The following is a 26,947-nucleotide window of genomic DNA, read 5'->3' as shown; positions in this document are numbered from 1 at the left end:
GCGAGGTTGTATGTGGCGGCCATGACCCACGAGATTTCTTCGCCCGTCCCGGCCAGCGGCTTTCTTGTCGCCGCGCTCTATCATTTCGTCGCGGTTCCGCGCTTTGCCGAACTGCGCCCCCCCCTGCAGGCGCTTTGCGAGGAAAACGGCGTGCGCGGGACGCTGCTGCTCGCCCATGAGGGCATCAACGGCACGATCGCCGGCCCGGCCGATGGCCTCCACCGTGTACTCGCCTTCCTGCGCAGCCAGCCGGAATTCGCCGCACTGGAACACAAGGAAAGCCACGCGGCCGAGATGCCCTTCCTGCGCATGAAGGTGCGGCTGAAGAAGGAGATCGTCACGATGGGCGTCGAGGATATCGACCCTACGCGTTCCGTCGGCACCTATGTGGCGCCCGAGGACTGGAATGCGCTGATCTCCGACCCGGAGACGATCGTCATCGACACGCGCAACGACTACGAGACCGCAATCGGCATGTTCAAGGGCGCCGTGGATCCGAACACCAAGACCTTCCGCGAGTTTCCGGACTGGGTGCGGGAGAATACCGGCCTGCACAACAAGCCGAAGATCGCCATGTACTGCACCGGCGGCATCCGCTGCGAGAAGGCGACCGCCTTCATGAAGGAACAGGGGTTCGACGAGGTCTACCATCTGAAAGGTGGCATCCTGAAATATCTCGAGGAAGTGCCCGCAGAAGAAAGTCTCTGGGAGGGTGCGTGTTTCGTCTTCGACGAGCGCGTCTCCGTATTGCATGGCCTGGAAGAGGGCGAGCACAGGCTCTGCCGCGCTTGCCGTCACCCGCTGACGGCAGAAGAGATCACTTCGCCGCTTTACGAGGCCGGCGTCTCCTGTCCGCACTGCCACGCAGCACGCAGCGAGGACGATCGCCTGCGCTTCCGTCAGCGCCAGTTGCAGATGGACCTTGCGAAGAAACGCGGCGAACGCCACCTCGGAAAATAATCAGCCGGCCGCAGCCTCGATATCGGCCGGCGGAGCGAGCAGATCGCTGATCGCCGCCTCGCTCATTGGCCTGCCGAAGAAATAGCCCTGCAGCTGGTCGCAGCCGCACAGGTGGAGGAAGGCGGCCTGTTCCGCCGTCTCCACCCCCTCGGCCGTCACCGGCATGTCGAAGGATGTGGCGAGTGCCACCGTCGCCTGCAGCATTGCGCCGCCCTTCGGCGACTGCTCGCCGGCAATCGTGAGCGAGCGGTCGATCTTCATGCGGTCGAAACCGAAGCGGATGAGATAGCCGATGCTGGAAAAGCCGGCGCCGAAATCATCGAGCGCGATACGCACGCCACCGGCCTTCAGCCGGTCCATGACGAGTTTCGCCCGGCCCGGGTTCTGGATGAAATAGCCCTCGGTGATTTCCAGCGTCACACGGGACGGCGCAATGCCCGCCTCCGCGATGATGCTCAGCGCCCGGTCCGGGAAATAGGGATTGCGGAACTGCGCCGGCGACACGTTGATCGAGACGCCCACCTCCGGCCAGTTGCGTGCCGCCTCGCAGGCCCGCTTCAGGACAAGCGGCCCGAGCGCATCGATGATGCCGGTCGATTCCGCCAAGGGGATGAAGACGTCCGGCGGCACGGGCTTCGTTCCGCCGCGCGACCAGCGGGCAAGTGCCTCGACGCCGCAGATGGTCCGGCTCCGCGCGGCGACGATCGGCTGGAACACGACGTCGATCTCACCGCGCGCAACGGCGGACCGCAAGGCCTCCTCCATCTCCCGCCGCTCGTCACGGTCGTCGTCCATCAGCGTTTCATAGTGCATGGCGCGGCCGCGGCCGGCATGCTTGGCGCGGTACATGGCGACATCCGCCCGCCGCAGAAGCTCCTCGCCGCCGACGCCGCCCCGGCGCGAGACAGCGAGGCCGATGCTGGCACCGACCACGGCAACGCGCTCGCCGATTGCGAGAGGTTCGGAGAAGAAATCCAGAATGGACCGGGTGAGACGCTCAGCCTCCGGCCCGTCGGGCCCGTCGATGAAAACGATGGCGAATTCATCGCCGCCGATGCGGGCCAGCATGGCCTTGGCCGGAACGAGACGCGAGAGCCCGGCCGAAACACCGCGGATTAGCCGGTCGCCGACCGCATGGCCATAGAAATCGTTGACATCCTTGAAACCGTCGAGGTCGAGATAGAGCATCACGACGTCGCCCTCCTCCTCCGTCGCACGGGCATTCAGCTCGTCAAGGCCGAGATAGAGACCGGTGCGGTTCCGGAGCCCGCTCAGCCTGTCGGTGAGAGCCTGGGTCCGGGCCGTGTTCTCGTCCGCCTTGAGACGGATCGTAAAGGCCGCGCCGGTCAAAACGAGAAGCACGAAAAAGAAGACGACACCGGCCAGCGCCAGCAGCACCAGGGGACGCACTTGCGCATAGCTCTGGTCACCCGGCGCATCCGGTGTCCAGGAAAGAAAACCGATGGCCCTGCCGCCCGGATCGTTCAGCGGAACGGCGAGGCCTGCCGGCGGGGCGGCCTCGGTCAGCATCAGGCCCGAGATCAGGAAGTTGTCGGCGATGCGGGCAATGCGGGCCGGTGTCAGGTGCCGGATGATGAAGAGCGTGCGCAGGGCCTCCGAGGGTGCCTTGACCGCATCGGACATCGGCCGGATCGCGGAAATGGCGCCGACCGCCGGCCCGTCCGGCGTTTGCAGGAAGGCCCCCAATTCTTCGCCCGGATCGAGCCCGGCCTCAAGGATCTTGCGGTGCATGTCCGTGAAGGTCGGGCCGCCATAGGCGCGTGCATCGGCCTCGACAGGCGCACCATTGCGATAGGCAAGCATCGTCTTGCCCGCTTCATCGATCAGAAAGACCGTGTCGAAGAGCGGCCCGCCTTCCGTGGCAACCCCCATATTGGCAACCAGCCACGGCATATCGGGCGTGCCGTAGGTGGCCTGCACCGCGTCGTCCCAGACGGCATAGTCGCGCACGGTGGTGACCATGGAACTGCGCATGGAGGAGAGCGCGCCAAACACCGTCTGGCGCGTGCGCTCCGCATCGAGCTCGTTCGCCCGGTTCGCAAGGAAGCCGAGCGCCATCATGACGAGCACGGTCGCAAGGCTGACGACGACGGCAAAGGAGGCCAGCACGCCCAGCACGACTGCAAGCCGTCGGGCGCCGATCATGCCAGAAAGGTGGCGCGCTAGCCGCAGCATCGTCTTCTCCAACCAGGCGGAAATGATGCGGCAGAACCGTTATGAATCCTTTACGGCCGGCACGACAATACAAGGGAGTGCGGGCCGCTAGGCGGCCCGATGATTGCCCTTGGGAAAGGCCCCGGCAAGTTCGGCATACCACTTGCCGCTTTTCTTGACCGTACGGACCTGCGTGCCATAGTCGACATGCACGATGCCGAAGCGCATCCGGTACCCTTCGGCCCATTCGAAATTGTCCATGAGGCTCCAGGCAAAATAGCCGCGCATCGGATAGCCTTCACGGATGAGATCTGCCGTAACGTCAAGATGTTCAGCGATGTAGTCGAGGCGCGGCTGGTCGTCGACCGCACCGTTTTCGACCTCCATATTGTAGCAGGCGCCGTTTTCCGTGATGTAACAGGCGGGCAGCGCATAATCCGCATTGAGCTTGCGGATGAGATCCCCGAGCGCCGGCGCAAACACCTCCCAGCCTATATCCGTCCTGATGTCGGTAACCGGCGGTGCCGGCACGGTCGCAGGGAATTCCGCCCCTTCCGACACATCGTGCGCAACCCGCATCGGCGTATAATAATTGAGTCCCCACCAGTCGAGCGGCTGGCTGATCGTCTCCATGTCGCCCGGCTCGATCGCCGGCATGCGATCGCCGAGCGCCGAGAGGAAGCTTTCGGGATATTCACCCTTGAAGACCGGCCCGAAGAAGACGCCGTTGTGAAAATCGAAAGCGCGCGTGGCCGCCGCCAGGTCGGCTTCCCCGGCGCTACCGGCATAGATGGAATGCGCATTGAGAACGAGACCGGTGGCAAGCTGCGGGCGCTCCGCGCGGATCGCCGCAACACCGAGGCCATGCGCCAGGTTGGTAAAGTGCAGGGCGTGCAGCGCGGCGTCCATGTTGCGCTCACCCGGTGCGTGAATGCCGTAGAGATGGCTTAGCCAGACGGAACACCAGGGCTCATTGAAGGTCGCGACCGCATCCAGCCGGTCGCCCAGCCGGGCGATCACGGTCTTCGCATAACGCTGGTAGGCATAGGCCGTCTGCCGCGCCGTCCAGCCGCCATCGCCGGCCAGCATCAACGGCAGGTCCCAGTGATAAAGCGTCGCAAAGGCCTTGATGCCACGTGCCTTCAGGCCATCCACGAGGCGATCGTAGAAATCCAGCCCCTTCTCGTTCACCGGCCCCGTGCCTTCGGGGATGACGCGCGGCCAGGCGATGGAGAACCGGTAGGCCGACACGCCGAGCGACTGGACGAGATCGAGGTCCTCTTCCAGCCGGTTGTAGTGATCGCAGGCCACATCGCCATTGTGCCGGCCATAGACACGGCCCGGCATGTTGGCAAACGCATCCCAGATAGAGGGCTTGCGACCATCCAGCTTCGTAGCGCCCTCGATCTGGAAAGCCGCCGTCGCCACGCCGAACACGAAATCGCCGGGAAAGCGGTCGGCAAGGATCTTGGGATCGTTCATTGTCGTCTTTCATGCGCGGCAAACGCTTGTCATTGAAACTGCAACGTTGCAGTAAGAGTCCTGGCCGCAAAAATCAATACCTTTCGCATTCAGCCGAATTTTGTAACTTGCAGCAAAGGGTCGCAAGACTCGTCAAACAGGGATTGCTTAAACAAAGGTTAGGAACTTGTCCCTTAAACTACCAATAGCTGGGACGGAGACACTGGCGTGGTACGACGAATTGCGAAGCATCTCGTGCGGAAGGGCATGTTCGTAGAATCGCTGGAATGCCCGAACGCCGAATTTTCAGGGCGTCGCTTCCTTGTCCAGTCCGACGAAACCGTACGGGCGATCCTGGCGACTTCCGCCGCCTATGCCCTGATCAATCCACAAAAAAGCACGGTGGACATAGACCTCGCCACCGGCCCCGCCCCTGCAACGCAAGCCGCCGAAGAGCGCAAGCGCACGCTGGAGACAGTGGCAGAATCGGCCCGATCCCTGCGCACCAGCTTCGACGCAGCGAGAACCGGTCAGCTGGAAATCGACGCACTATCCCCGGTCGCCGACGAGATTTCCGAGCGTATCGACGCCGACCCCGATGTCTTCCTGAAGGTCACGCGCCTGAAGACGAAGGACGAGGGCACCTACGTGCATTCGCTGGCTGTCAGTGCGCTGATGATGCGCCTTGCCCGCCTGCTCGGCCATGACGACAGCGCCGTGCGCGAACTCGGCGTTGCAGGCTTGTTGCACGATGTCGGCAAGCTGATGATCCCGAATGCCGTCCTCAACAAGAGCGGCCGGCTGGACAGCGACGAAAAACGCCTGGTGCGCGGCCATCCCGAACTCGGATATCGCCTGCTGAAGGAGCAGGCCAACGTTTCCGATCTGGTGCTCGACATCTGCCGATACCATCACGAAACCCTGGATGGCAGCGGCTACCCGCTCGGTCTCAAGGCCGACAAGCTGAGCCAGGAAATCCGGATCGCCACCATCTGCGACGTCTTCGAGGCCCTGACGAGCACCCGTCCCTACAAGCGACCGTGGACAACACGGGACGCCCTGAACTGGATGTTCGACCGAGGCCACCTGTTCGACAAGAAACTGGTGATCCGCCTCGGCAGCATTTTTGCCTGAAAGGTACCCGGCCGCCACCCCTGGAGGCGGCGACCGACGATCAAAAAACCTCAGACCTTGACCCAGGCTCCGTTCTTCTTCGAAGACTGCACGCAGGCATCAACGAAAAGCATGCCCTTGAGGCCGTCATCCACCGTCGGATAGGTGACGGCGGGATCGACCGGCGCGCCCTTGCGCTTGGCGTGAATGGCCCGGGCCGCTTCGGAATAGATGTTGGCGAATCCTTCGAGATAACCTTCCGGATGGCCAGCCGGAACGCGGCTGACGCGGGCGGCCGCGGCGCCGGAACCGGCACCGCCCCGGGTGATCAGGCGTTTCGGCTCGCCGAAGGGCGTGTACCAGAGGTAGTTCGGATCGGCCTGCACCCATTCGAGACCACCCTTGGTGCCATAGACCCGCACCTTCAGGCCGTTCTCATGGCCCGGGGCCACCTGGCTGCACCAGAGCATACCCTTGGCGGCGACGCCGTTCTTTTCCTTGAAGCGCATCATCACATGGGCATTGTCGTCGAGACGGCGGCCCGGCACGAAACTGTCGAGATCGGCGGCAAGTTCGGCAAGCTCCAACCCGGAGACGAAGCACCCGAGATTGTAGGCATGCGTGCCGATATCCCCTGTCGAACCACCGGCACCGGATTTCGACGGATCGGTGCGCCAGGCCGCCTGTTTCTGGCCGCCGCTCTCGATGTCCTCGGTCAGCCAGTCCTGCGGATATTCCATCTGCACGAGCCGGATCGCGCCGAGATCACCATTGGCCACCATTTCCCGCGCCTGGCGAACCATCGGATAGCCGGTGTAGTTGTGCGTCAGCACGAAGAGTGCATCGCTCTCCTCCGTCAGCTTCTTCAGCTTGCGGGCATCCGAGAGGGTGGAAGTCAGCGGCTTGTCGCAGATGACATGGATGCCCCGCTTCAGAAACTCCCTCGCCGCCTCGAAATGCACATGGTTCGGCGTGACAATCGCCACAGCCTCGATGCCGTTCTTCAGCTTCGCCTCGCGGATCGCCATTTCCTTGAAGCTGCCATAGCTGCGGGAGGGGTCGAGCCCCAGTTCGCGGGCCGACTGTTCCGCCTTTTCCGGCGAAGACGACAGCGCACCGGCGACAAGTTCGTATTGATCATCGAGACGCGCCGCGATGCGGTGCACCGCCCCGATAAACGCGCCCGAACCGCCGCCGACCATGCCGAGCCGGATGCGGCCCTCCCGCGCCTCGCTGGCGCTTCCTTCGATTGCCATGAATGTTCCTCCTAAAAGTTCAAGCGCGGAATGAGCCCTTCGCCGGTATCAAAGCCCCAGCATGCGCCGGTTGGCCGCCTGATCCGTCCCGGCATCGGCAAAGTCATCAAAAGCCTTCTCCGTCACACGAATGATGTGGGCCTTGACGAACTCCGCGCCTTCGCGCGCGCCGTCCTCCGGGTGCTTTAGCGCACATTCCCATTCCACCACCGCCCAGCCGGCGAAATCATTGGCCGCCATCTTGGAGAAGACGGCACCGAAATCGACCTGGCCGTCGCCGAGCGAACGGAAGCGGCCGGCGCGATTCACCCAGCTCTGGTAACCGCCGTAGACGCCTTGCCGGCCCGTCGGGTTGAACTCGGCATCCTTCACATGGAACATGCGGATGCGGTCCTTGTAGATGTCGATATTGTCGAGATAATCGAGGCACTGCAGCACATAGTGCGAGGGGTCGTAGAGCATGCAGGCACGGGCATGGTTGCCGGTTCGCTCCAGGAACATCTCGTAGGTGATGCCGTCATGCAGGTCCTCACCGGGATGGATTTCGTAGCAGACGTCGACGCCATTTTCCTCTGCATGGTCGAGGATCGGCTTCCAGCGCTTCGCCAGTTCGTCGAAGGCCGTCTCGACGAGGCCGGCCGGCCGTTGCGGCCAGGGATAGACGAAGGGCCACGCGAGCGCGCCGGAAAAGCTGGCCATGGCATCAAGGCCAAGGTGCCGCGAAGCCGTCAGCGCCATCTTCACCTGCTCAACCGCCCATTCCTGCCGCGCCTTCGGATTGCCGCGCACCTCCGGCACCGCGAACCCGTCGAAGGCCTCGTCATAGGCTGGATGCACGGCGACCAGCTGGCCCTGGAGGTGGGTGGAAAGCTCGGTGACCTCGACGCCGTTCTCACGCGCCCTGCCGGCGAAGTCGTCGCAATAGGCCTTGGATTCGGCGGCCTTCCTGAGATCGATCAGGCGAGCGTCCCAACTCGGGACCTGCACGCCCTTGTAACCGATATCGGCGGCCCATTTGGTGATGGAATCCCAGGAGTTGAACGGCGCGGCGTCACCGGCGAACTGGGCGAGAAACAGGGCCGGGCCCTTGATCGTCTTCATCTGTGGCATCCTCCCATGGACCGGGCCGTTTCCTGTGGCCGGCCAACGATACTTTTTTGCGGTACGTACCGCAGCGCGTGGAAAGCTATCGGCGTTTGGCGGGGTGGGCAATGCCGAATCGCAAGGCTGGCGCCCTTCTCCTCCGCCATGGCCGGGCCTGACCCGAGGATGACGCGAGCGCAGCGCAACCGCCCGGGCCATCATGTCCCGGGCGGCATGTCTTTGTCAGATCAGAACGGGGAATCCGGGAAGTAGAAGTCCTTCGCGTTGTCCTTCGTCACCAGCGTCGCATCGATCGTGTAGACGCCGCGGACCGGAACCTGGCCGTAAAAGTTGGCGACGGTCATTTCGAGCGCGGTACCGACCATTGCCGGCGGATAGAGCACATCGACCGGGATCATCTTGTCACCGTCCATGACCTTCTTGATCATGTCCTTCGAACCGGCACCCGCCACGACATACTGGATGTCCGTGCGGCCGGCCTGCTCGATGGCCTGCAGGACGCCAACGGCCATGTCGTCGTCCTGGCACCACACGACGTCGATCTTCTGGTACTTGGTAAGGTAGTCCTGCATGACCTTGAAGGCATCATCGCGGTTCCAGTTGCCGTACTGGCGATCGAGAACCTTCACGCCGGAGCCTTCGATACCCTTGTCGAAACCGTCCTGACGCTCCTGGTCGATCGGGATCGGCATGCCGCGGATAACGACGACTTCGGCCTCCGGCGTCGTGGTCTTGATGTATTCGCCGGCCGTCTGGCCGAGCGCGAAGTTGTTGCCGGCGACATAGAGGTCGCGCACGGAATTGTCGTTCGTGCTCGGCGCACGGTCGACCAGCGCGACGAAGGTGCCGCTGCCCTTGATTTCCTTGATGGCATTGACCAGCGGATCCGGATCTGTCGGCAGGATGACGAGCGCATCGATGCCCTGCGTTGCGAGATCCTGCACGGCATTTGCCTGGCTTGCCGGATCGGGCGACGTCTTGACCACGACGTTGAGGCCCGGATGGCTCGCCATCAGGAGCTTGGCGACGCGCTCGGCATGGAAGATCACGCCTGCCGTCCAGCCGTGGCTGGCCGCCGGGATCGAGACGCCGATCGTCACCTTCTTCTCTTCCTGTGCATGGGCGAAGCCGGTGAAGACGGCGAGCGCCGCAACCGTCAGGCCCAGTAGTTTCTTGCGCATGAGTTTCCTCCCAAAATCAGGTCTTCCTCAGAGGCCGGGCGACCTGTAGACCCGGCTACTTCCCCGCAATTCCATGGCTGGAACTGCCTGGTCTCACGATTTGCGCACCAGCGAACGCTGGACGAGCATCGCAATGATGATGATCGCGCCCTGGATGGCTCCGATCAGGTATTCGCTGATGAAGTTGGAGAGCAGCATGATGTTGCCGACCAATTCGAGGATGAAGGCGCCGCAGATCGTGCCCCAGACGCGGCCTGCTCCCCCCTTCAGCGCCGTGCCGCCGACAACGACAGCGGTGATCGCCTGCAATTCCCAGAGGATGCCCGTCGTCGCCGAGGTGGAGCCGAGACGCGGCACGTAGAGCAGCACGGCGATGGCGACGCACAGGCCCTGGATGACGAAGGCAATGGTACGCACGCGGTCGACCGGAATGCCCGAATAGCGCGCGACATCCCTGTTCGAGCCGACGGCGACGACATGCCGGCCATAGCGCATGCGATAGAGGACGAAGGCGGCAATGGCGGTGACGACGAAGATGACGGCGATCGGCACCGGCACGCCCAAGATCGAACCGAAATAGGCCGGGCGATAAAGCGCCTGCAATTCGGGCTCGCGCAGCGTGATCGCACCGCCCTGCGACAGCCAGGTCGTCAGGCCGCGATAGATGCCCATCGTGCCGAGCGTCGCGATGAAGGGCTCGATCTTGCCGACGGTGGTGATGAGGCCGTTCAAAAGGCCGCAGCCCGCGCCGATGACGACCGTGAGGACCATGGCGGCAGTCAGCATCAGCGAGGGATCGGCGATCGCACCGGAATTCATGAAGAGGATCATGAGGCTGGCGACGAAGGCGACCATGGCGCCGACCGAGAGATCGAGGTCGCCGGACGAAATGACGAAGGTGGCGCCGACCGCGATGATCGCGATGAAGGCGCTGCGCGTCGCCACGTTCGCCAGGTTGGTGAAGCCAATGAAGTTGGGGTTCACCAGCGCGCCGACGACGAGCAGCAGGGCCAGTGCCGCGAAGGGCGCGACGGCTCTCAGATCGACATCCCGCCAGCTGCGGCCCTTGCCCTTCGTTTCGACCGCGTCTTCGCTTGCCGTCATGTTCGTCCCCAAACCTGATTCTGTGTGATGCCGCCGGCGCAAGGCTCAGGCAGCGGTCTTCTTCTTCAACCCTGCCGAATAGCGCATGATCTCCTGTTCCGAGATCTCCTCGCCTTCGAGAATGCCGACGATCCGTCCTTCCCGCATCACGGCGACGCGAGTGCACAGGCCGATGATCTCCGGCATCTCGGAGGAGACGACGATGATCGACTTGCCGTCGCGGGCGAGCGCGGAGATGAAATGGTAGATCTGCTGCTTGGTGCCGACATCGATGCCGCGCGTCGGCTCGTCGATGATGATGACATCGGGTTCGGTCTCCATGACCTTGGCAAGCAGCAGCTTCTGCTGGTTGCCGCCCGACATGCGGCCGGCAACGACGCGCCCGTCACGCACACGGATGTCGAACCGGCGGCGCGCCCGTTCCAGCGCCTCGGCTTCGCTCTTCGGGCTGAGATAGCCGTACTTGCCATGCTTCCCCAGCGATTGCAGCGTGAGGTTCGCCGTCATGCGGGAGTTCAGGAGCAGCCCCTTTTGCTTGCGGTCCTTCGTCATATAGGCGATGCCGACGCGATTGGCGGCATGCACATCGCCGCCGGGCACGTTCTCGCCCCGCACCAAAACCTCGCCGGCAAGGCGCGGGCGAAGTCCGGCCACCGCTTCCATCAGCTCCGAACGGCCGGAGCCGATCAAGCCGGAAAAGCCGAGGATCTCCCCTTTGCGGACCTCGAAGCTCGCATCCTTGACGTAGTGGGTCGAAAGTCCCGCCACCGAAAGCGTCACCTCTTCATCGACGCTCGGCTCCTGCTTGGAGGGATAGAGACTTGAAAGCTCGCGGCCGACCATCAGCTGCGCGATGGACTCGCCATCGAGAATGCTGGTCGGCGCGGTCTTCACCCATTGGCCGTCGCGCAGCACCGTGACCCGGTCCGTGAGTTCCATCACCTCGTCCAGCTTGTGCGAGACGAAGACGAAGGAGGTTCCCTTTTCCCGCAGCTTGCGCACCTGGCGGAAGAGATAGTTCGTCTCTTCGCGCGACAGGACGGCGGTCGGCTCGTCCATGAAGATGATGCGCGCGTCGCGACTGATGGCCTTGGCGATCTCCACCATCTGCTTGTCGGCTATCGAGAGCGAGCTGATCAGCGCGGTTTCATCGACATGGGACCCGAGCTGGTCGAGCACGCGGCGCGTTTCGGCGCGCATGAATTTCCGGTCCAGCACGCCATAGCGCGTCACCTCCCGGCCGAGGAACAGGCTTTCGGTGACGGTCAGATGTTCGGCGAGGTTGAATTCCTGGTGGATGATGACGATGCCGAGCTGTTCGGCCTGGCCGTTCGGCGGCAGCTTGACCGGCTGGCCATCGAGCAGGATCTCGCCCGAGGTCGGCTGCTCGAAGCCGGAGAGGATCTTGACGAGCGTCGACTTTCCGGCACCGTTCTCGCCCATCAGCGCATGAATCTCGCCGGCGCGCAGCTCGAAATTGACGCTGAAAAGCACCTGCACGCCATTGAAAGACTTGGCGATGCGGCGCGCAGCGAGAACGACGGGAGCCCCGTCGGCAGCGTCCGGATTCATGATTTCCTCCCTGCGGCTCCTCGACCACTTGAGATGCGATGTAAACCTTTACACTCCCAATGTAAAGGTTTACATCATTGGATATCAGGAATTTTCGCCAAGCGCCGTTTGACCCTCAGTCCAGTCTGTGTAGTGTCCCCGCACTTCGTTTGTTAATGCAGTTCCGGATGCATCGCTTCGCACCCCTATCGGAATTGCCCGTGCCGAGTGAGAGCCAGTTTGTCGACGTCCAGCCCTGCCACGATCGAGGATGTCGCGCGCATCGCGCAGGTCTCGATCGCGACCGTATCGCGGGCAATCCACACGCCGGAAAAGGTGGCGAATTCGACCCGGCTGAAGGTCAACCAGGCGATCGCCATCACCGGCTACACGACCAATGCGATGGCACGGAGCCTGCGCCTCGGCCGGTCGAACATGATCCTCGTCGTGGCGCCCGATATCGGCGACCCAAACTTCTCCAACATCCTCGTGGGCCTGGAAAACGAGGCGCGCGCGCACGGCTACGGCATCCTGATCGGCCATACGCAGAACGATCCGCAACGCGGCCTGGAATATCTGAAATTCCTGAACTCCAACCAGGCGGCGGGGCTGATCCTCTTCACCGGCATCCTGCCCTTCGGCCACCAGTCCATGACGGCCCGCCTGCCGCCCAGCGTCGGGGTCTTCGAACCGGTCTACAATGGCGGCATCCCCTATGTCGGCGTCGACGACATCGAGGGTGCGCGCAAGGCGGTCGATCTCCTCATCGCCGAAGGGCATCGCAAGATCGCCTTCATCGGCGATTCGCGCACCCGCCTCGCCTATAGTCGCCGGCGCCAGGGCTACGATGCCGGGCTCGACGCCGCCGGCGTGCCGGTGGGTGAGCGTATCATCCTGGAGGGCGACGGCACGATCGAGAGTGGGCGCCTCGCGCTCGAACAGCTCTTCATGCGTGATACGCTGCCGAGCGCCTTCATGTGCGTGAACGACCAGACGGCGATCGGCGTAATGATCGGTCTCGGTGCCCGCGGCTACGACATTCCGAACGATTTTTCCGTCACCGGCTTCGACGACGTGCCGCAGGCAAGCTTCATGACCCCTGCCCTCACCACGATCCGCCAGCCGCGCACCGCCATCGGCAAGAGCGCCATGGCGCTGCTGTTCGAGCTTCTCTCCAACAGCGAGCCGGCCGAAACGGAAATCCTGCTCCGGCCGGATCTGATCGTGCGCAATTCGGTCTCCGCACCATCGCGGCGGCTTCAAAAACGATAGACGGCGGCACGCGACCCGGACGTGGGCGCGCTTCCCCTTACCCGTAGCGGCGCTGCGCCGGTCGTGCCGGCCTCTGGCTGCGTTCGGCCGAAACCGTGAAGCGGTCGACCAGGCCCTTCAGCGTCGTGCTGATCTGCATCAGGTTGTGCGTCGCGGCATTGGTCTCCTCGACCATCGCGGCATTCTGCTGGGTCATCTGGTCCATGCTGCCGACCGCCGTGTTGATCTCGGAAATCCCCGCCGACTGCTCGCGAGCGGAGCTGGCGATGGCGTCGATATGCGTGTTGATGTGAACGACCTGTTCGCCGATGTGATGCAGCGCCTCGCCTGTCTTGTTGACCAGCGATACGCCAAGCTGCACGTCCTCGAAGGATTTGTCGATCAGCACCTTGATCTCCCTGGCAGCATCCGCGGATTTCTGCGCAAGCTCGCGCACCTCCTGCGCGACGACGGCAAAACCCTTGCCCGCTTCGCCCGCCCGTGCCGCCTCGACACCGGCATTGAGCGCCAGAAGGTTGGTCTGGAATGAAATCTGGTCGATGACGCTGATGATCTGCGTGATCTTTCCGGAGGACTCCTGGATGGCGCTCATCGCGGAAACCGCCTGTTCGACAATCTTGCCGGAGCGTTGCGCCTCGTCCGTGGCACTGCCGACGACACGGCGGGCCTCTTCCGCGCGCTGCGCCGATTCGCGTGAAATGGTGGTGATTTCCTCCACGGCGGCGGCAGTCTCTTCGAGAGAAGCAGCCTGCTGCTCGGTGCGCTTGGCCATGTCATCCGTGGCATTCACCAGCTCGCCGGAATTGCCGGCAGCATCGTCCGCGGCCGTGACGATGGCGCCGAGCGTATCGTCCAGCTTCTCGATCGCCGCATTGAAATTGGAGCGCAGGCGCTCGAATTGCGGCGCGAGCGGCTTGCCGATGGACGCCGTGAGATCGCCGCCAGCAAGACGCGTCAACGAGGTATCCAGCGCCGCCAGCGCCTCCTCCTGCTCGGCATTCAGGACCTTCCGTTCGGCCTCCGCCTTCTCGCGCTCCTCCTGCAGCGCTTCCAGATAAACGGAGATCGCGTAGTCCATGTCGACAAGCGCGGCCTTGACGATGGCTGAAATCTCCTCGCCAAGCGCGGCCGCCTTCTTGCGATAGATGAACCCTTCAAGGTGCTTTGCAATGACGCTTTCGACAATCGCCTCAAGGATCAGCGCGTATCCGCCGATGTACCAGCGCGGCTCCAGGCCGAGGCGGGCGTGCGTCTTGCCAATGGTGGTGACGGCGTCAACATATTGCGTGTCGAAGCGCGCCGAACCGATCAGTTCCCAATGCCTGACCTGCCGGCCCTTGGCACTCTGGATATGGGCTTCGCTGGAGAAGAACCGCGCTGTTTCGGGTGTCGCCCGCGCCTTGCGGTAGAAGATGTCCAGCGCACCATCGAGCGACGCAGAGATCGTCGGCAGGGCGCGCTTCAAGGCATCGCGCTGACCGCCGTCGAGTTCGACGAAGGAGAGGCGCTCATTCAATTGCTGGGTCTTGGCATCCTGCGCTGACATCCGAAACATCCTCGTGCGGTTGGAGTGTTGACTGATGCTCAGCCCCCGAATCAGGCGCCTAGCTTCCGGTCACCCACGATTCTCCGCGAAGGATGGTAAATAAACAACTATAAATAGAAGACCATTACTTGCCGGGAGTTGACAAAAGAAAAGCCCATGACGGTAAAAACGGAATTTCGGGCTGAATGTTATGAATCATATCTATTATATCCGGACATTTTGAATAAAAACTCACGTTACGTGAAATATAACTCACCCTACGTAAGGCACTACACTAAATCCAGTCCACAACCAAAAAGGGCGCCACAACGGCGCCCTTTCCGATATCCTGGTTTGCGCCCTTCAACCGGCTCAGACGTAGCGGTTGACCACGTTTTCCAGCAGCTCCTGCTTGCCGGAGCGCGGCTGCGGATTGATGTTGCCAGCAAGCACATAGGCCTCCAGCGCGTCCAGCGACGAGCCACCCGACAGCACCTTCTGCGCTTCCGGCGTCTGCCAGCCGGCATAACGCTCGGCAAGCGGGCCGGACAGCGCCCTGTCCTCGATCATCCGGGCAGCCGCCTTCACGCCGCGTGCGCAGCAATCCATGCCGCCGATATGGCCGATCAGGAGATCCGCCGGGTCGATCGACTGGCGACGCAGCTTGGCGTCGAAGTTCGTACCGCCACTGGTGAAGCCGCCGCCCGAAAGCACTTGGTAGAAGGCAAGCGCCATTTCCGGCACGTTGTTGGGGAACTGATCGGTGTCCCAGCCGGACTGGTAATCGTTGCGGTTCATGTCGATCGAGCCGAAGATGCCGAGCGCATTGGCAAGCGCCAGCTCATGCTCGAAGGAGTGACCGGCGAGGATCGCATGGCCCTGTTCGATGTTGACCTTCACCTCGTTCTCCAGACCGTACTTCTTGAGGAAGCCGTAGACCGTCGCAACGTCGAAGTCATATTGGTGCTTGGTCGGCTCCTGCGGCTTCGGTTCGATGAGGATTGCCCCCTTGAAGCCGATCTTGTGCTTATACTCGACGACCATGTTCACGAAACGGCCGAGCTGATCGAGCTCCTGGCCGATATTGGTGTTGAGCAGGGTCTCATAGCCCTCCCGGCCGCCCCAAAGCACATAGTTGTCGCCGCCAAGGCGGTGCGTGGCGTCAATGCAGGTCTTCACCGTGGCGGCAGCAAAGGCAAAGACGTCCGGATCCGGATTGGTCGCGGCGCCACCCATATAGCGGCGGTTGGAGAAGAGGTTCGCCGTTCCCCACAGGAGCTTGACGCCCGTCTCCGCCTGCTTCTTCGCGAAGTAGTCGACGATCTCGTTGAGGTTCTTCGTGTTCTCGACGAAGTCCCGGCCCTCCGGCCGCACGTCGGCATCGTGGAAGCAGTAGAAAGGCACGCCGAGCAGCTGGAAGAATTCGAAGGCGACATCGGCCTTCAGCTTTGCCGCCTGCATGGAATCCTCGAACCACGGACGTTCGAAGGTCTGCCCGCCGAAGGGGTCGCCGCCCGGCCATACGAAGGTGTGCCAATAGGCGACGGCAAAACGCAGATGCTCCTCCATACGCTTGCCGAGCACGATCTCGTCGGGATTGTAGTGACGGAAGGCGAGCGGGTTGGTGCTTTCGGGGCCTTCATATCTGATCTTGGCGATATCGCCGAAGAAGCCGGTGGCCATGGGGATCTCCTCTGGTGTGTTTTCTGGTCAGTAGGCGGCGCGCACCGCCGGATAGAGGCGGCGATAGCGCTGGTAGGCATCCTCATAGGCGGCCGTCAGAGCCGCCTCGGGTTCGATCGTCTCGGCCGTGGCCGGCGCGCTGCAGACCGCAACGGGATCCGCCCCGGTTGCCGCGATGAGGCCGAGGCGGGCGGCGCCGAAAGCGGCACCGAAATCACCGTCCGCCGGCAGGTCGACCGGCAGGTTCAGCGCCGTCGCAATCGATTTCAGCCAATAGCGCGAGCGCGAGCCGCCGCCGATCGCAGTGACGCGGGTAAGCGCCGTACCGGCGGATTTCAGCGCCTCCAGACTGTCGCGAATGGCGAAGGATACCCCTTCGAGCACGGCCTGCGTCAGCACCGCCCGGCCGCTTTCATGGCCGAGGCCGAGGAAGGCGCCACGGATCGCCGCGTCGTTGTGCGGTGTGCGCTCGCCCGAGAGATAGGGCAGGAAGGTGACGCCGGACGGCGCCTTCAGCATATCACCGAGTTCTTCCGTCAAATCGGCGGCAGAGGCGCTGGTTACGCGCGAATGCCAGTTCAACGCATCGGTGGCCGAGAGGATGACGCCCATCTGGTGCCAGGTTCCGCGCAGCGCATGGCAGAAGGCGTGCACCGCGCTTTCCGGGTTCGGCAGGTAGCTGGCATTGGCGGCAAAGAGCACGCCGGACGTTCCAAGCGAGACGAACGCCGCCCCTTCGCGCACCGTGCCCATGCCGCAGGCCGAGGCCGCATTGTCCCCGGCCCCACCGGCAACGACAACACCGGTATCAAGACCCCATCGCGCGGCAAGTTCCGGGCGCAGGATGCCTGCAACATCCGTACCCTCCACCAGCGCCGGCATGTGGCGTTCTTCAAGCCCTGTCGCCGCCAGAAGCTCGCCGGACCATTTGCGCCCGCCCGTATCGAGCCAGGAGGTACCGGCCGAATCCGACATCTCCGACATGTGCTCGCTGGTGAGCCAGACACGCAAGAAATCCTTCGGCAGCAGAACCCAGCGGATCTTCGCAAAGACATCGGGCTCGTTGTTCTTCACCCAGGCGAGCTTCGGCGCGGTGAAGCCCGGAAAGACGATGTTGCCGGTGATCCTGCGGAAACGCGGATCGGCATCGAGCGCGACCGCCTCGCGATGACTGCGCGTATCGTTCCACATGATGCAGGGGCGAAGCACCTTGTCCTCGGCATCGAGCAGGGTCGCACCGTGCATGTGGCCGGAAAGACCGATGCCGCGCACCACGGCAAACGCCGCGGGGTGGGCGGCGCGAAGGCCGGCGATCGCCTCCTCCGTCGCACGGATCCAGTCCGCCGGGTCCTGCTCTGACCAGCCGGCCTGGGGCCGCGCGGTCTTCACCTCCTTGCTGGAAGCCGAGCCGACAACCGTCTGCTCCGCGTCGATCAGCATGGCCTTGACGCTCGACGTGCCGAGGTCGATCCCGAGATACATGGCGTTCTCCCTAGTTGCCGTCATCCTCGTCCGGGCCGGCCGGGAGGTTGTCCTTGATGAAGATGTCGAGACGGATGCGCTCCTGCGCCGCGATGACGGGCAAGCCATCCGCCTTGGCCCGAAGCACGCGGATGGCGCTGCGTACCTCGTGGCCGGCATCCTGGTTGAGCACGGCATCGATGGTGCCGGTTTCGAGCGCGGCCCGGGTATGGGCCGTCAGTTCATGGGCGATCACGCAGATATCCGTAGCCCGACCGGCGGCAAGCGCAGCAACAAGCCCCTGGTTGCCGGCGCCGAGGCTGTAGATGCCGGCAAGGTCGGGAACAGAAGCGAGGCATTCGGAAATCAGCGCGAGGGAACGCCCAGGATCGTCCTGCCCCTCCAGCACCGGCAGGATCGTGCGGGCAACAGGCATATCCGCCATCGCCGCGCAAAACCCTTCCAGACGCTCGCGGTGGTCCCGCACACGCATCGAGCCGGCGAGAACCGCGACGGGGCCAAGCCGGCTCCCGAGGAAACGCCCCATCAAGCTGCCGGCCGTGCGGCCCGCAGCGACGTTGTCGACGCCGACGAAATGGTCGCGGCCGGAAGCGGCAAGATCGGAGACCAGCGTGACAAGGGGAATGCCGGCCGCGTGCGCCCGGCCGACGACCTCGGAAACCTCCGGCGCATCCACCGCAACGGCTGCGATGCCGGCGACCTTTTCGGCAATGGCACCATCGATCGCGGCCGCCAGCGCACCGGCATCGAAGGCGGGAACGGTGACGACCGACAACTGGGTACGCTCGCTTGCCGAATGCAGGCCGGCGCGGCGCACTTCCGCCTCGAGCCCGCGCATGAAGGGATTGTCGCCCGCCGGCAGGATGAAGACGAGGGGGTAGACGCGGCTCTTGGCAAGGTTCGCCGCCGCCACATCGCGCACATAGCCGAGCGCTGCAATCGCCGCCTCGACCTTGGCACGGGTCACGCCGCGAACGCCCGGGCGGTCGTTCAGCACGCGATCGACGGTCGCAAGGCTGACGCCCGCCCTGTCGGCAATATCGTGAACCGTGGGTCTCATCTCTCCTCCGTGCCGAGACCCATAGAGGAATTTCTGATGTACGTAAATCAAAAATTTCCAACGATACCTTCCAGGGGACTTTCAAAACCTAGAAGCGCTTGCTGAAGGCGTGCGTAAAGACAGGAGTGGAGGGAGTATCACCAGCACGGGCGAGCGCCACATCCATGAAGGCGTCGGTGACGCGCACCAACGCAAAACCGCCCATGAAGGCCGCCACGGGCTTGAAGATGTCATAGCCCTCTCGATTGTAGATCATCGGCGTCGGATGCTCGTGGCCATGGAAGATGCCCACGACGTTGTATCCCTTGAGTGTCGAAAGCAGGCCGGCGCGCTCTTCGTCCGTCCACCAGTGCGCAGGGCCGCCCCCCTGCGGATCGAAGGTCTTTGCCGCAGGATCCCAGTGCTCGGTGGAAAAGCGGTCCCAGCCATAGTGCTGGAACAGCACGACCGGTCGCCCGTCAGCCGCATAGGTGGCGAGATCCTGCCTCAACCAGGGCAGGCCGCTGATGGCACCCTTCGTGTCGTCGCCGCCGAAGCGCTGCAACTGAACCAGATGCAATCCGCCCCAGTCCCAGGAGAAATTGTCCGAGTCGATGTCGTAGTTCGTTACCGGCACGGGTGCCTTGTAAAAGACGGTGGAACGGTGGTTCAGCTCGACATAGTCGCGCAGTTCACGACGGTACCAGTCGGGATGCGGCGGCACACCGTCCTGGTCGAGATCGTGGTTGCCGAGGCCGTTATAGACCGGGTAGTGCACGCGATCCGGCCCGGTGCCCTGCTGATAACGGCTGGCAAACTGCTGGAGCTGCCGCCCTTCGCCCGGCACCTTCATCTGTCCGCCGCCATCGTCCGTCATATCGCCGCCGAGCACGAGGCCGAGCGGCGTTGCGATGGCCGTGCCGGCGCCGGAGAGGCCGGACGGCCTGCCGTCGATCTCCGCGGGCCAGGCAAGGCCGCCGATGGCGTTTACCGCCGCGACATGCCGCAGCAGCGCCGCATCGGTCTTGCCTTCGTCCGCGCAGTTGGGGCTGAGCCCGTCTGCCGAGACGAGACAGGCATGCACGTCGCAGGAGAAGAGGAAGGTCGCATCCGCCGCCGGACGGGCCGCGCGCGACGAGAACACCGGCAGGGCCAGCGAAAGCCCCAGGCCGCCGGCGGTGGCAAGGAGATGGCGACGCGTGGGTTCGAATGGCAAGCGGGCCTCCGGGCAGGAACAGAACCGCCCCATTGTGACCGAGCGATCCCGGCCACGGCAAGGGGCAGTTTCAGTGTCCGCCGCCGCCCCGCACCGCACCCTGCGGCTTGCGGATCGCCAGCACGCAGAGGACGAGCGTTCCAAAAAGGCCGGTGAGCAGCACGAAGATATCGATGAAGGACAGGATATAGGCCTGCTGCTGCACCATGCCGGCCATCTGCTTGACGGCGATGGCAGGGCCATCGAGACCGTGCGCGCTGTAGTTGGCAGCCATGCTGTTCATACGCTCGACGGCTTCCGGATTGCCCCACTGCACATGCTCGGAAAGGCGCAGATAGTGTTCCTGCGAGCGCTGCGTGAGGATCGTGTTGATGACAGCGAGCCCCACGGCACCGCCGAGGTTGCGCGTCAGGTTGAAAAGGCCCGAGGCGTTGCGGATGCGGTCGGGCGACAGCGTGCCGAGCGCCACGTTGTTGATCGGCACCATGCAGATCATCAGCGAGACGCCGCGCAGGATCTGCGGCACGAGCAGCTCGTAGAAATCCCAATCGGCCGTCATCTGCGTCATCGACCAGGTGCCGAGCGCAAAACCGCCAAAACCCATCATCATCATGACACGCGGATCGAGCCGCGACGACATCATGCCGGCGATCGGTGCCGTACAGAACATGGCAAGACCGGAGACGAACATGGTCTCGCCGATCATCAGCGAATCGTAGCCGCGGATGCGCGCCAGATAGAGCGGATAGAGATAGGTCAGCCCGTAGAGGCCGATGCCCATGACGAAGGAGAAGATCGAGCCGAAGGCAAAATTGCGGTTGGAGAACGCGCGCAGATCCACCACCGGAAACGGCACCTTGAAGGCCCGCCAGAAGAACACGACCCCGCCGATGACCACCGCGACACTACCAAGGACGATATGCCCGTCGCTGAACCAATCCTTGTTGTTGCCCTCTTCCAGCACGTATTCGAGCGAACCGAGGAACACCGCCATGGAGATGAGACCCCACCAGTCGAAACGCTTCATCAGGCTGAATTCCGGCTTGTCGAAATCGATGAGGTTCCAGGTGAGAACCGTGACGATGATGCCGGGGATGATGTTGACGAGGAACAGCCAGTGCCAGGAGAAGGCATGGCTGAGATATCCGCCGACCGTCGGCCCGATGGTGGGCGCGAGCGTTGCAACGAGGCCGATCATCGGCGAGACGATGTTGCGCTTGGACGGCGGGAAGATGGTGAAGGCGGCCGCGAAGACCGAGGGGATCATGCCGCCGCCGATGAAGCCCTGAATGGCGCGGTAGACGATCATCTGGTCGATGTTCGTCGCCGTCGCGGCGAGCGCGCTCGCCATGGTGAAGCCGGCGGCCGAGAAGGCGAAGAGCACCCGCGTCGAGACGATGCGCGCCAGCGTGCCCGACAGCGGGATCATGATGACTTCGGCGATGAGATAGGAGGTCTGCACCCAGGCGATCTCGTCGGCACCGGCGCCGAGGCCGGCCTGGATTTCCGAGAGCGAGGCAGAGACGATCTGGATGTCGAGGATCGACATGAACATGCCGAAAACCATCGCGAAGAACGCGACGACGCGGCGGACGGGAACCTTGTCGGCCTGCGCAGGCGCCGCCGTCAGGGCGCCTGATGCCGGTTGAGCGGTCGCGGCCATCGCCCGCGCTCCCTTGCTGGAGGTCTCTACTCGGCCTTGGCGGCGACCGCCGTACCGTCCGGCGCCGTGCGGCTGTCGACATCGACGACGACGCTGAGGCCGGCGCGCAGCTTTCCGGTGTCCAGCGCCTCCCGGGGGATGGCGATACGGACCGGCACGCGCTGCGTGACCTTGGTGAAGTTGCCCGTGGCATTTTCCGCCGGCAGCAGCGAGAAGACCGAGCCGGAGGCCGGCGCGATCGAATCGACCGTGCCGAGGATGTCGTCGTCCTCGTAGGCGTCGACATGAAGGTGCACCTTCGAGCCCGGCACGAGATGGGCGATCTGCGTTTCCTTGAAATTCGCCTCGACATAGAGGTCCTTCACCGGCACGAGCGCGGCAAGACGCTGGCCGGCAGAGACGAGGTCGCCGACCTGCACCGAGATATTGCCGACGACACCGTCATAGGGCGCCTTCAGCACGGTGAAGCCAAGGTCGCGTTCGGCCTTGTCGCGGGCAAGCTCAAGCGTGCGAATCTGGCTTTCGGCCTCCGCACGCTGCGCTTCCAGCACGGTGATCGCCGCCTTGGCGGCGACGATATTGGCGTCCGCACCGACGAGATTTGCCTTGGCCTGGTCCAGCGCCACGGTAGCGCTGTCGAGCGACGCGGTGGTGCCGACAGCCTTGGCGTTCAACTCCTTGGCGCGTTTTTCCGCAACTTCAGCTCCGCTGAGGGCAGCCTGATAGGCTGTCTTCTGGGCATCCGCCTGGGCAAGGCTCGCCCTGGCACCCTCGATCTGCGCATCGATGCGGCCGAGCGCGAGCTTCTGCGTCGCGATCTGCGCTTCGGCCTGCTCGCGGGCGAGCCGGTAGTCGCCGTCATCGAGCGTGACGAGCGGATCGCCGGCCTTCACCGTCTGGTTGGCAACGGCGTTGACCACGGCCACATAGCCGGAAACCTTGGGAGAGATGGAGGCGATGTCGCCCTCGATATAGGCGTCGTCCGTCGAGATCATGAATCGGCCGTTCGTCCACCATTCATGGCCATACCACCCGGCGGCGGCAATGAGGGCGACCGCAAGGATCGGCAGCGCAAGGCGCCGGCCGCCCTTCCTGGCCTCCGGCTGGGCGACGACCGCGGCAGGAGCAGCCTCTGCGGTGCTTGCCGGCCGCGCCTCGGCGGTCTCAGCCTCGAAATCATCGTTGACCGGGCGAACCTTCGCCGTGCCGGGGCCATGGGAAGTCGACATGGGCTTGCCACCATCTCTGGGATAAAATTCGAACTGAACCGTTCGGTTCGATTTGACATAGACTTCTTTCTCGCGCATATCAAGTACAAATCGAACCAGGTGGTTCGAAATTGATCGCACAGGTCTCGAACACGGGAACGGAGATGCAGACGACGGACGACAAGCTGGACGCCCCGCAGACCGGGCGCCGCATTGCCGGCGAGGACCCCGCCAAGCGCGAGCAGATCCTCGACGGTGCAAAACGCGTGTTCATGGAGCAAGGCTTCGAAGCCGCCAGCATGAACGATATCACGCGCGCCGCCGGCGTCTCCAAGGGCACGATCTACGTCTATTTCGAGAACAAGGAAGACCTGTTCGGCTCGATGATCGAGCGTGAGCGCCAGCGGATCACCGAGACGGTACGCCATGTGCTCGACGGCCGAAAGCCGATCGCCGAGACGCTGAAGGAGTTCGGCCTGCTCTTTGCCACCCACATGACGGCGGACCAGACGATCCGCGCCATGCGCATGGTGATTGCCGCCAACCATCGCATGCCGAAGCTCTGTAGCCGCTTTTTCTCCGCAACACCGATCAACCCGGTCTCGGTACTGCAGGAATATCTCGACCGTCAGGTGGCGGCCGGCATCGTCATTTCGGACGACACGGCCCATGCGGCCAAGCAGTTCATCGAGCTTACAACGGTCGGCCTTTTCAAGCCCCGCATCTTCGGCGCGATGGAAGAGGTGCCGCAAAGGAGCGTGATCGAAGAAAACGTCGCTTCGGCAATACGGGTCTTCCTCGCCGCCTATGGCGCAAAGCCCTGAGGACGTGGACGGCCGCTATCCACCGTCCATCAGATGACGAAATCGTGATCAGGGCCTGAACGGCTGCCGCTCAGCTTGCCACCGGTCAATTTCTGCATAAATACGGAAGTCCATTCTCAAACCGTATTTTTGGAGAGGAAGACCGGATGGACAGCATTCTTGCGCTCATGCAAGACCCGGCCGCCTGGGTAGCCCTCGTCACGCTCGTCGTGATGGAGGTCGTTCTCGGCATCGACAACCTTATCTTCATCTCGATCCTGACGAACAAGCTGCCCCCCGAGCATCGCGAACGCGCCCGCCGCATCGGTATCGGCCTCGCGCTCGTCATGCGCCTTGCGCTGCTCGGCACCGTCGCCTGGATCGTCCAGCTCACCACCCCGGTCTTCGAGGCCTTCGGCCATGGCTTCTCCTGGAAGGACATGATCCTGATCGCCGGCGGCCTCTTCCTCGTCTGGAAGGCGACGAAGGAAATCCACCACAATGTCGATCCCATCGACCACAAGGAAGACATGGTGGGCGGTGCGGCATCGACGACCTTCGCGGCGGCGATCAGCCAGATCCTGCTGCTCGACCTCGTCTTCTCCGTTGACAGCATCATCACCGCCGTCGGCATGACGCCGCACCTGCCGATCATGGTGGTCGCTGTCCTCGTCGCCGTTGCGGTCATGCTGCTGGCGGCAAACCCGCTCGCCAACTTCATCGAGAAGAACCCGACGATCGTCATGCTGGCACTGGCCTTCCTGCTGATGATCGGCACCACGCTGATCGCCGAGGGCATGGGACTGCATGTGCCGAAGGGCTATATCTACGCCGCCATGGCGTTCTCGGCCCTCGTCGAGGTGCTGAACATGTTCTCCCGCAACGCGCGGCAGAAAGCCAAGGGTTCGGTCAAACACTGAAAAAGCAACCGGCGGGATCCTCATCCCGCCGGTTTCGCTTTTGCGGCCTGCTGAAGGCAGACCGGACAGGTGGGGAGTTCAACCGCCCTTCCGTTGGCCGCCGGAAGAAACCGGAAAAACGTCCATGTCCTCCATCTCCGTCGCGTCCGGTTGACACGGCCCGCCTTCTCTTGGCAAACCGGTCGTCGGGTGGATTGTTCCGCGAAAGTTTATGCCCGGTTTGCGCCTCGCGCTGGAACCGGAAAGGCCCGTACGGAATTCATGCCGAGCATCGTCCCGCCGCACGGACCAGAACATGACCCTTGAGCAGACCTTCGCCTTCGTCGTCATCGCCCTGATGATGGCGGCGTTCATCTGGGGGCGGTTTCGCTATGACCTCGTCGCCTGTTGCTCGCTGCTCCTGGCGCTCGCACTCGGCATCGTACCCTTCAATAAAGCCTTTTCCGGCTTCAGCGACGATATCGTCATCATTGTCGGCAGCGCACTGATGGTGAGCGCGGCCGTCGCGCGCTCCGGCATCGTCAACCTTGCGGTGAAGCGTTTTTTCCCGAACCTCACCTCCGGGCGCGCGCAACTCGCACTGCTGCTCGTCTCGGTGGCGGTGCTGTCCGCCTTCATCAAGAATATCGGCGCGCTCGCCATCATGATGCCGCTCGCCTTCCAGTTCGCCCGGAAATCCGGCATGCCCGCCTCGAAGTTCCTGATGCCCATGGCCTTTGCCGCACTGCTCGGCGGCCTGATGACGCAGATCGGCACCTCGCCGAACATCGTCGTCTCGCGGCTGCGCCAGGAGATTACCGGCGAGAGTTTCACGATGTTCGATTTCACGCCGGTCGGCGCGCTGCTCGCCGTCTGCGGCATCCTTTTCATGCTGTTCTTCAACCGGATCGTACCGGAACGCACCAACAGCAACGCCAGCATCGAGGAGTCGCTGGAGGCGGCCGCCTATTCCTCAGACGCCACGGTGGAAGAAGGCTCTCCCTCGGTCGGCAAGTCGCTGAACGACGTGCTGAAGCACGGCGACGGCGAGGTGATCGCAACCGCCATCATCCGTGGCCATGTCCATCTCTCTCCCCTGCCCGATGTCCGTCTTGCCGCTGGCGACACGATCCTGATGGAGGGCACGGCAAGTGCGCTCGACAAGGTCGTTTCCGCCGCCGGCCTCATGCTCTCGGGCAAGCCGATCCGCGCCGGGCGCGGTGAGGAAGGGGAGATCAGCGCCATCGAGGCCGTGGTCGGCAACGATTCCCGGCTCATCGATATTTCGGCCCGCAGCATCGCGCTGTTTCATTCCTACGGCATCAACCTGCTTGCCGTCAGCCGCCAGGGCGCGCGATTGCGGGAAAAGCTCTCCGAGGTGCGGTTGCGCCCCGGCGACATGGTCGTGCTGCAGGGCAACAATCGCACCCTGCCGACGCTTTTGCCGGAACTCGGCCTGCTCCCCCTCGCCCAGCGCGAGATTTTGCTCGGCGCACCCCGCCGGGCAATCATACCCGTCTTGATCCTGATCGCCGCCATGGCCTCCACAGCGCTCGGATTCGTGCCGGTTGCGACCGGTTTCTTCGCCGCCGCCGTTGCCATGGTGCTCTTCCGCGCCGTGCCGCTGCGCGAAGCCTATGCCGCGCTCGACGGGCCGATCCTCATCATGCTCGCCTGCCTCATTCCGGTCTCCGACAGCCTGCGTACGACAGGCGCCAGCGAACTCATCGCCGGCTGGTTGGGCGACGTCGCCGTGCACCTGCCACCCTTCGGCGCGCTCGCCCTCATCCTGCTCACCGCCATGGCGATCACCCCCTTCCTCAACAATGCCGCAACCGTGCTCGTGATGGCGCCGATCGCGGCAAGTTTCGCAGGTGCGCTTGGCTACCGGCCCGAGGCCTTCCTGATGGCGGTCGCAATCGGCGCGGGCTGTGATTTCCTCACCCCTGTGGGGCACCAGTGCAACACATTGGTGATGGGCCCGGGGGGCTACAAGTTCGCCGACTATCCTCGGGTCGGCCTGCCCCTGTCCTTTCTCATCGTACTCGTCAGCGTGCCCGCGCTGCTCTACGTCTGGCCGGTGCAATAGGCAGGGCTGACTTTTTCTTGACGTGCCGGGCTGAATATGGTCTCACCCAGCCCAACGGAAAGCCTTTTCCCGCCGCATATCCGGCACAAAACCGGGCTTTCCCTCCCTAACGTGACGCCTTCGACGCCGGAACCACCGGCCGGGGGCGTAAAACCATGTCAAG

The 26,947-nt window shown here is 63.5% G+C and carries 20 protein-coding genes; 6 read left to right on the top strand and 14 right to left on the bottom strand.

All coding sequences use genetic code 11. The features are described 5' to 3' along the window. Window positions 1-21 precede the first annotated feature (21 nt). Entirely contained in the window at window positions 22-960 is a 939-nt protein-coding gene (locus EXZ48_RS01165; protein ID WP_130514063.1) for a rhodanese-related sulfurtransferase, read from the top strand. On the opposite strand, the gene EXZ48_RS01160 is transcribed toward EXZ48_RS01165, so the two are convergent. Then, a complete protein-coding gene (locus EXZ48_RS01160) occupies window positions 961-3,156 on the bottom strand; it encodes a bifunctional diguanylate cyclase/phosphodiesterase (protein WP_130514062.1) in 2,196 nt (731 codons plus the stop codon). An 87-nt stretch (window positions 3,157-3,243) separates the two neighbouring features. Beyond that, window positions 3,244-4,617, bottom strand: coding sequence for a GH1 family beta-glucosidase (locus EXZ48_RS01155; RefSeq protein ID WP_130514061.1), 1,374 nt, complete (start codon window positions 4,615-4,617; stop codon window positions 3,244-3,246). Between the two features lie 207 nt (window positions 4,618-4,824). Between EXZ48_RS01155 and EXZ48_RS01150 the strand changes: the two genes are divergently transcribed. Beyond that, window positions 4,825-5,730, top strand: a complete 906-nt coding sequence (locus EXZ48_RS01150; protein WP_256370881.1) for an HD-GYP domain-containing protein — start codon at window positions 4,825-4,827, stop codon at window positions 5,728-5,730. Between the two features lie 50 nt (window positions 5,731-5,780). On the opposite strand, the gene EXZ48_RS01145 is transcribed toward EXZ48_RS01150, so the two are convergent. From EXZ48_RS01145 to EXZ48_RS01125, 5 genes are all read right to left on the bottom strand, one after another. Further along, a complete protein-coding gene (locus tag EXZ48_RS01145) occupies window positions 5,781-6,965 on the bottom strand; it encodes a Gfo/Idh/MocA family protein (protein ID WP_130514059.1) in 1,185 nt (394 codons plus the stop codon). Between the two features lie 48 nt (window positions 6,966-7,013). Then, window positions 7,014-8,066, bottom strand: coding sequence for a sugar phosphate isomerase/epimerase (locus tag EXZ48_RS01140; RefSeq protein ID WP_053190701.1), 1,053 nt, complete (start codon window positions 8,064-8,066; stop codon window positions 7,014-7,016). 230 nt (window positions 8,067-8,296) lie between these two features. Next, window positions 8,297-9,250 (bottom strand): substrate-binding domain-containing protein, encoded by a 954-nt coding sequence (locus EXZ48_RS01135; protein ID WP_130514058.1) that lies wholly within the window; start codon window positions 9,248-9,250, stop codon window positions 8,297-8,299. Window positions 9,251-9,343: 93 nt separating this feature from the next. Beyond that, window positions 9,344-10,354, bottom strand: coding sequence for an ABC transporter permease (locus EXZ48_RS01130; RefSeq protein ID WP_023517133.1), 1,011 nt, complete (start codon window positions 10,352-10,354; stop codon window positions 9,344-9,346). A gap of 45 nt (window positions 10,355-10,399) precedes the next feature. Next, window positions 10,400-11,926: a sugar ABC transporter ATP-binding protein gene (locus EXZ48_RS01125; protein WP_023517132.1), complete on the bottom strand. Its 1,527-nt coding sequence runs from the start codon at window positions 11,924-11,926 to the stop codon at window positions 10,400-10,402. A gap of 219 nt (window positions 11,927-12,145) precedes the next feature. Between EXZ48_RS01125 and EXZ48_RS01120 the strand changes: the two genes are divergently transcribed. Continuing rightward, entirely contained in the window at window positions 12,146-13,177 is a 1,032-nt protein-coding gene (locus tag EXZ48_RS01120; protein WP_023517131.1) for a LacI family DNA-binding transcriptional regulator, read from the top strand. A 37-nt stretch (window positions 13,178-13,214) separates the two neighbouring features. Here EXZ48_RS01120 and EXZ48_RS01115 read toward each other — a convergent pair whose 3' ends face one another. The 7 genes from EXZ48_RS01115 to EXZ48_RS01085 form a co-directional block, all read right to left on the bottom strand. Then, the gene (locus EXZ48_RS01115; RefSeq protein WP_050743746.1) at window positions 13,215-14,723 is read right to left on the bottom strand and encodes a globin-coupled sensor protein; all 1,509 of its coding nucleotides are present in this window, start codon (window positions 14,721-14,723) and stop codon (window positions 13,215-13,217) included. A 351-nt stretch (window positions 14,724-15,074) separates the two neighbouring features. Next, window positions 15,075-16,385, bottom strand: coding sequence for a xylose isomerase (gene xylA, locus EXZ48_RS01110; protein ID WP_130514057.1), 1,311 nt, complete (start codon window positions 16,383-16,385; stop codon window positions 15,075-15,077). Window positions 16,386-16,412: 27 nt separating this feature from the next. Beyond that, window positions 16,413-17,867: a xylulokinase gene (gene xylB, locus EXZ48_RS01105; RefSeq protein WP_130514056.1), complete on the bottom strand. Its 1,455-nt coding sequence runs from the start codon at window positions 17,865-17,867 to the stop codon at window positions 16,413-16,415. Window positions 17,868-17,877: 10 nt separating this feature from the next. Beyond that, complete coding sequence (locus EXZ48_RS01100; RefSeq protein WP_130514055.1) at window positions 17,878-18,927, bottom strand: LacI family DNA-binding transcriptional regulator; 1,050 nt, start codon at window positions 18,925-18,927, stop codon at window positions 17,878-17,880. Between the two features lie 88 nt (window positions 18,928-19,015). Next, a complete protein-coding gene (locus EXZ48_RS01095; RefSeq protein ID WP_130514054.1) occupies window positions 19,016-20,155 on the bottom strand; it encodes a metallophosphoesterase in 1,140 nt (379 codons plus the stop codon). Window positions 20,156-20,192: 37 nt separating this feature from the next. Next, a complete protein-coding gene (locus EXZ48_RS01090) occupies window positions 20,193-21,785 on the bottom strand; it encodes a DHA2 family efflux MFS transporter permease subunit (protein ID WP_130514053.1) in 1,593 nt (530 codons plus the stop codon). A gap of 26 nt (window positions 21,786-21,811) precedes the next feature. Beyond that, entirely contained in the window at window positions 21,812-23,014 is a 1,203-nt protein-coding gene (locus EXZ48_RS01085) for an HlyD family secretion protein (protein ID WP_130514052.1), read from the bottom strand. A gap of 143 nt (window positions 23,015-23,157) precedes the next feature. Between EXZ48_RS01085 and EXZ48_RS01080 the strand changes: the two genes are divergently transcribed. The 3 genes from EXZ48_RS01080 (at window position 23,158) to EXZ48_RS01070 (ending at window position 26,784) form a co-directional block, all read left to right on the top strand. Continuing rightward, complete coding sequence (locus tag EXZ48_RS01080; protein ID WP_130514051.1) at window positions 23,158-23,817, top strand: TetR/AcrR family transcriptional regulator; 660 nt, start codon at window positions 23,158-23,160, stop codon at window positions 23,815-23,817. 146 nt (window positions 23,818-23,963) lie between these two features. Next, window positions 23,964-24,716, top strand: coding sequence for a TerC family protein (locus tag EXZ48_RS01075; protein ID WP_023515732.1), 753 nt, complete (start codon window positions 23,964-23,966; stop codon window positions 24,714-24,716). Between the two features lie 295 nt (window positions 24,717-25,011). After that, a complete protein-coding gene (locus tag EXZ48_RS01070; RefSeq protein ID WP_023515733.1) occupies window positions 25,012-26,784 on the top strand; it encodes an SLC13 family permease in 1,773 nt (590 codons plus the stop codon). Window positions 26,785-26,947 lie beyond the last annotated feature (163 nt).

This window comes from Shinella sp. JR1-6 (genome assembly GCF_004284735.1).
Taxonomy (GTDB): domain Bacteria; phylum Pseudomonadota; class Alphaproteobacteria; order Rhizobiales; family Rhizobiaceae; genus Shinella.
Note: the sequence above shows the minus strand (reverse complement) of the source record. Positions and strands in the feature narration are given on the sequence as shown.

What these genes read in the sequence shown, in the direction of transcription:
- EXZ48_RS01070 (WP_023515733.1), top strand. Translation starts at nt 25,012, where the DNA reads ATGACCCTTGAGCAGACCTTCGCCTTCGTCGTCATCGCCCTGATGATG.
- EXZ48_RS01125 (WP_023517132.1), bottom strand. Translation starts at nt 11,926, where the DNA reads ATGAATCCGGACGCTGCCGACGGGGCTCCCGTCGTTCTCGCTGCGCGC.
- EXZ48_RS01160 (WP_130514062.1), bottom strand. Translation starts at nt 3,156, where the DNA reads ATGCTGCGGCTAGCGCGCCACCTTTCTGGCATGATCGGCGCCCGACGG.
- EXZ48_RS01075 (WP_023515732.1), top strand. Translation starts at nt 23,964, where the DNA reads ATGGACAGCATTCTTGCGCTCATGCAAGACCCGGCCGCCTGGGTAGCC.
- xylB (WP_130514056.1), bottom strand. Translation starts at nt 17,867, where the DNA reads ATGTATCTCGGGATCGACCTCGGCACGTCGAGCGTCAAGGCCATGCTG.
- EXZ48_RS01090 (WP_130514053.1), bottom strand. Translation starts at nt 21,785, where the DNA reads ATGGCCGCGACCGCTCAACCGGCATCAGGCGCCCTGACGGCGGCGCCT.
- xylA (WP_130514057.1), bottom strand. Translation starts at nt 16,385, where the DNA reads ATGGCCACCGGCTTCTTCGGCGATATCGCCAAGATCAGATATGAAGGC.
- EXZ48_RS01095 (WP_130514054.1), bottom strand. Translation starts at nt 20,155, where the DNA reads ATGGGGCGGTTCTGTTCCTGCCCGGAGGCCCGCTTGCCATTCGAACCC.
- EXZ48_RS01080 (WP_130514051.1), top strand. Translation starts at nt 23,158, where the DNA reads ATGCAGACGACGGACGACAAGCTGGACGCCCCGCAGACCGGGCGCCGC.
- EXZ48_RS01130 (WP_023517133.1), bottom strand. Translation starts at nt 10,354, where the DNA reads ATGACGGCAAGCGAAGACGCGGTCGAAACGAAGGGCAAGGGCCGCAGC.
- EXZ48_RS01085 (WP_130514052.1), bottom strand. Translation starts at nt 23,014, where the DNA reads ATGTCGACTTCCCATGGCCCCGGCACGGCGAAGGTTCGCCCGGTCAAC.
- EXZ48_RS01100 (WP_130514055.1), bottom strand. Translation starts at nt 18,927, where the DNA reads ATGAGACCCACGGTTCACGATATTGCCGACAGGGCGGGCGTCAGCCTT.
- EXZ48_RS01135 (WP_130514058.1), bottom strand. Translation starts at nt 9,250, where the DNA reads ATGCGCAAGAAACTACTGGGCCTGACGGTTGCGGCGCTCGCCGTCTTC.
- EXZ48_RS01155 (WP_130514061.1), bottom strand. Translation starts at nt 4,617, where the DNA reads ATGAACGATCCCAAGATCCTTGCCGACCGCTTTCCCGGCGATTTCGTG.
- EXZ48_RS01140 (WP_053190701.1), bottom strand. Translation starts at nt 8,066, where the DNA reads ATGAAGACGATCAAGGGCCCGGCCCTGTTTCTCGCCCAGTTCGCCGGT.
- EXZ48_RS01145 (WP_130514059.1), bottom strand. Translation starts at nt 6,965, where the DNA reads ATGGCAATCGAAGGAAGCGCCAGCGAGGCGCGGGAGGGCCGCATCCGG.
- EXZ48_RS01165 (WP_130514063.1), top strand. Translation starts at nt 22, where the DNA reads ATGACCCACGAGATTTCTTCGCCCGTCCCGGCCAGCGGCTTTCTTGTC.
- EXZ48_RS01115 (WP_050743746.1), bottom strand. Translation starts at nt 14,723, where the DNA reads ATGTCAGCGCAGGATGCCAAGACCCAGCAATTGAATGAGCGCCTCTCC.